Annotated in this window: 4 protein-coding genes; all 4 read left to right on the top strand. The window is 45.5% G+C overall.

All coding sequences use genetic code 11. The features are described 5' to 3' along the window. Positions 1-194 (top strand): hypothetical protein (locus QUB64_RS32780; protein ID WP_333278765.1); only part of this gene is annotated, 194 nt, incomplete at its 5' end. Positions 195-288: 94 nt separating this feature from the next. Beyond that, positions 289-786 (top strand): hypothetical protein, encoded by a 498-nt coding sequence (locus QUB64_RS32775; protein ID WP_333278766.1) that lies wholly within the window; start codon positions 289-291, stop codon positions 784-786. A gap of 14 nt (positions 787-800) precedes the next feature. After that, positions 801-1,229, top strand: coding sequence for a hypothetical protein (locus QUB64_RS32770; RefSeq protein ID WP_333278768.1), 429 nt, complete (start codon positions 801-803; stop codon positions 1,227-1,229). 510 nt (positions 1,230-1,739) lie between these two features. Next, positions 1,740-2,957, top strand: a complete 1,218-nt coding sequence (locus QUB64_RS32765; RefSeq protein WP_333278770.1) for an IS110 family transposase — start codon at positions 1,740-1,742, stop codon at positions 2,955-2,957. Positions 2,958-2,959: the final 2 nt, after the last annotated feature.

Here is a 2,959-nt window from a genome sequence, read left to right as displayed (position 1 = left end):
TTTTCCGGTACTTGGGTACGATCGTACTGACAGCGGAAAACAATTGCCTTTGCGGTCAGGCACTTGCCAGTCAGTGTGACGGTCGCACTGTTATTCTTCGGATTTATCCCGATCGCATTGTCCGCGTTCCCTGTTGGCGAACCTTGATGGGTTGTGGCGGGCGATCGCCTCCGGGAGGTGATGCAATATTGTGAGCTTCTGAACTTCTTTATTTCCACATCTTTAGTCTTTTACTCCTGCTATGGCGGTCGCTTTTCAAACGAGCTGCCGCTTCCCTTCCTTTTAAACATGGACACTTTAGAACTTTGCGAACTTCAAATTGAATTAGCTGCTGCTAAAGCTGAAATTGAGCGGCTCCGACAAGCTAACGACGAGTTGTGCGATCGCGTGCGCCAGCAGTCCGAGACAATTAATAAAGCTAAGGATATTACGCCTTTTATTCGTCCGAGCTTTCGTAGGGTTTTGGCACTTGCTCGTGCTGCTTGTCTCGATTTGTGCAAAGTGAATGGCGACGGGTGGCTGCTCAGTATGGGTTCGACTGTTCGCAAGTTTAAGTCTCTTCTTCAGATTTGGGATATTTTGTGTTTAGAAAGTTGGAACTTGAGCGATTTATTTGGCGACTTTTTGGTAGCTAAGCCTCGCGTTCAGAAAGCTGTTCCTAATTTTTCTCAAGTGTGGAACGGTTTCAGGATTGATGTTTACGGCGATTTAATTCTTGACGATTCTTTGTCTCAAGCTCAGAATTGTTTTGAGACTTGGAACAGTGCGGTTGGTGGTTTTCCTTAGCTTGGGAGGTTTTTGTGGTTTCAATTAAAATTACTGTTCCCACTTACGAGAAAAATAAGTGGAACAATTTAGCACCTGCTGGAGAGATTTGTCTTTCTTCTGATTGTGATGAATCCTTGACTGAAGCTTACGACTTTTTTAAGCTTGAAGTTTCTGCCTTGCTCAAACAGATGAATGCAGAGAATGCAATTGTTTGTGACTATCAGCAGGTATTAAAAGAAACCAAGGATGCTCGACAGAAGCTCGTGAAACTTTACGAACGCATTTCTGTTGCCGAGGCGCAATTGCAGCGGTTAAATGCTTTTCTCGGACGCCTTGGCATTGCTAGTTCTGGATACAGGCTTCTTATTTTTGATGAGATTGACTCCTTAGCTACGCTGCGTTCTGCTCGGCATGATGATGGTGATGATGGTGACGATGGTGACGATGGTGATGAATTTTGACTGGAGGAATTCAATCCCATTCCTTTTTGATTTAATGTCTGAATTTTTTAAGAAATTTGGAATTCGATTGGGTTTGAAATTCAATCCAAGTATTTTTCTGACGTTCAAGCTTTGTTACTTAGCTACCTCAATATTGTTCCTATTGCTGTCGATTCTTCTGTGGTTTCTGTGGGGGATGAGAATGAGGATGGTGACAAGCGTAATCCTTGCCGTCATTAGTATTAAAACTGCCTGACGATGCTGCTTGACTCGGTGGCTGAAACTTCCTTTTAAAGGGGGAGTAGCGGATTGAGTCCAAATCAACCGCCTACCAATGAAGTTGCAGTTTAGGGCTTTTGTAATGAAACAAGCTGTTGCGGCTTTTAAACCTTCATAAGCTCGGCTGCAATTTAGTTGGTTGTTTTTCCTGCACTAATTTATAGCTTTAAGAGTGAATTAAGCTCGTGTGGCTTTTGGGTGATTCATAAGCTTTGTTGCGGGAATTTGGGAAACTATCACCTGTAAAAATTGATGCAAATTCTCGGACTTGATATTAGCAAGGCCTCAGTTTCTGTTTGTCTTTTGACGGAGAAACCGACTGAACCTCGCCAGTTTTACTATGACTATGAATTTCGCAAGTTTGATGCAACGGCTGCTGGAATTAGTGGCTTGCTGACATTTATTGGTGGGGATGTAACTAATACTTTTGCTGTAATGGAGCCATCCGGTATTAACTATCAGAAGTTGTGGGGAACTCAACTTGCTAGAGCTGGCGTAGAAGTGCGGCTCGTCGGACATAAGGAACTGCGATCGTTTCGCGAGCATCACCTCGGGCTTCCAGATAAGGATGACGACGCGGATGCTTTGGCGCTGGCGATTTATGGGTGGGATTATTTCAGCAACCTTCGCAGGTTTACTCAAGTTCGATCGCAAACTGTTGTGGAGATTCGTCGGCTGGTTCTGCGTCTCTCACATTTAAATCGCGTGCAGTCGCCGATTATTAATCGGGCTCGTCAGGATTTAGCGTGGCAGTTTCCGGAAGCGGCTTTAATTCGGTCTGTGCGATCGGGCGAAAGAGTACCGCTGTTGTGGGGTTGGTTGTGCGGTCAGCGACAATCGGTTAAGTATGATTTGGCCTTGGAAAATTCGATCGGATTGGGAATAACCGATGAAGTTCGCCTTCATGCTGCTCGAATTTGCGACCTTCAGCGGGAAGAGATGGCGTTGGAATTTCAGTTGTCGAAGTTGGTTGCCGAGCCGCAGTTTTTACCGTACCGCAAGGTTTTTGCCCGATTTGGGTTCGGTCGTCGGGTTGAAGCGTTGCTGCTAAGTCAAATTTATCCGTTCGAGAATTATTTAAACGCTGATGGCAAGCCTGACGTGAAAATTCGGAAGGGTCGGAAATCTGGCAAACCTACTAAGCGGTATTTGTCACTGCGGCGGTTTATGAAGGCTCTTGGTTACGCTCCATCTCAAGAAAGCAGTGGCGATTTGCACAAATCTAGGGTTGTGGGTGGATCGGATTTGTGTCGCAGGGCTTTTTGGCAGTGGGTGTTTACCCGGATTGAAGTTCAGCGGTGTCGGTTGAAGAATGATATTGGCGATCGGCTTGGGGAATTTATGGATGTTGAAAAACTTAGCGGTCGGTCGGTGCGGTTGGTGCGATCGCGCGTGGCCGCTAAAGCTGTTAAATTGTTGTTTAAAGAGTTGGTTCGAGAGCTGAGTTCGGTTAAGGGATTGCTAGAGTGAAA

The sequence above is a fragment of the Microcoleus sp. Aus8_D2 genome, from assembly GCF_036702665.1.
GTDB lineage: Bacteria > Cyanobacteriota > Cyanobacteriia > Cyanobacteriales > Microcoleaceae > Microcoleus.
The sequence above is the reverse complement of the archived record's forward strand: the minus strand, read 5'-3'. Positions and strand labels throughout refer to the sequence as shown.

Excerpts from the sequence above, each read along its gene's own strand:
- QUB64_RS32765 (WP_333278770.1), top strand. The coding sequence starts at position 1,740 with ATGCAAATTCTCGGACTTGATATTAGCAAGGCCTCAGTTTCTGTTTGT.
- QUB64_RS32775 (WP_333278766.1), top strand. The coding sequence starts at position 289 with ATGGACACTTTAGAACTTTGCGAACTTCAAATTGAATTAGCTGCTGCT.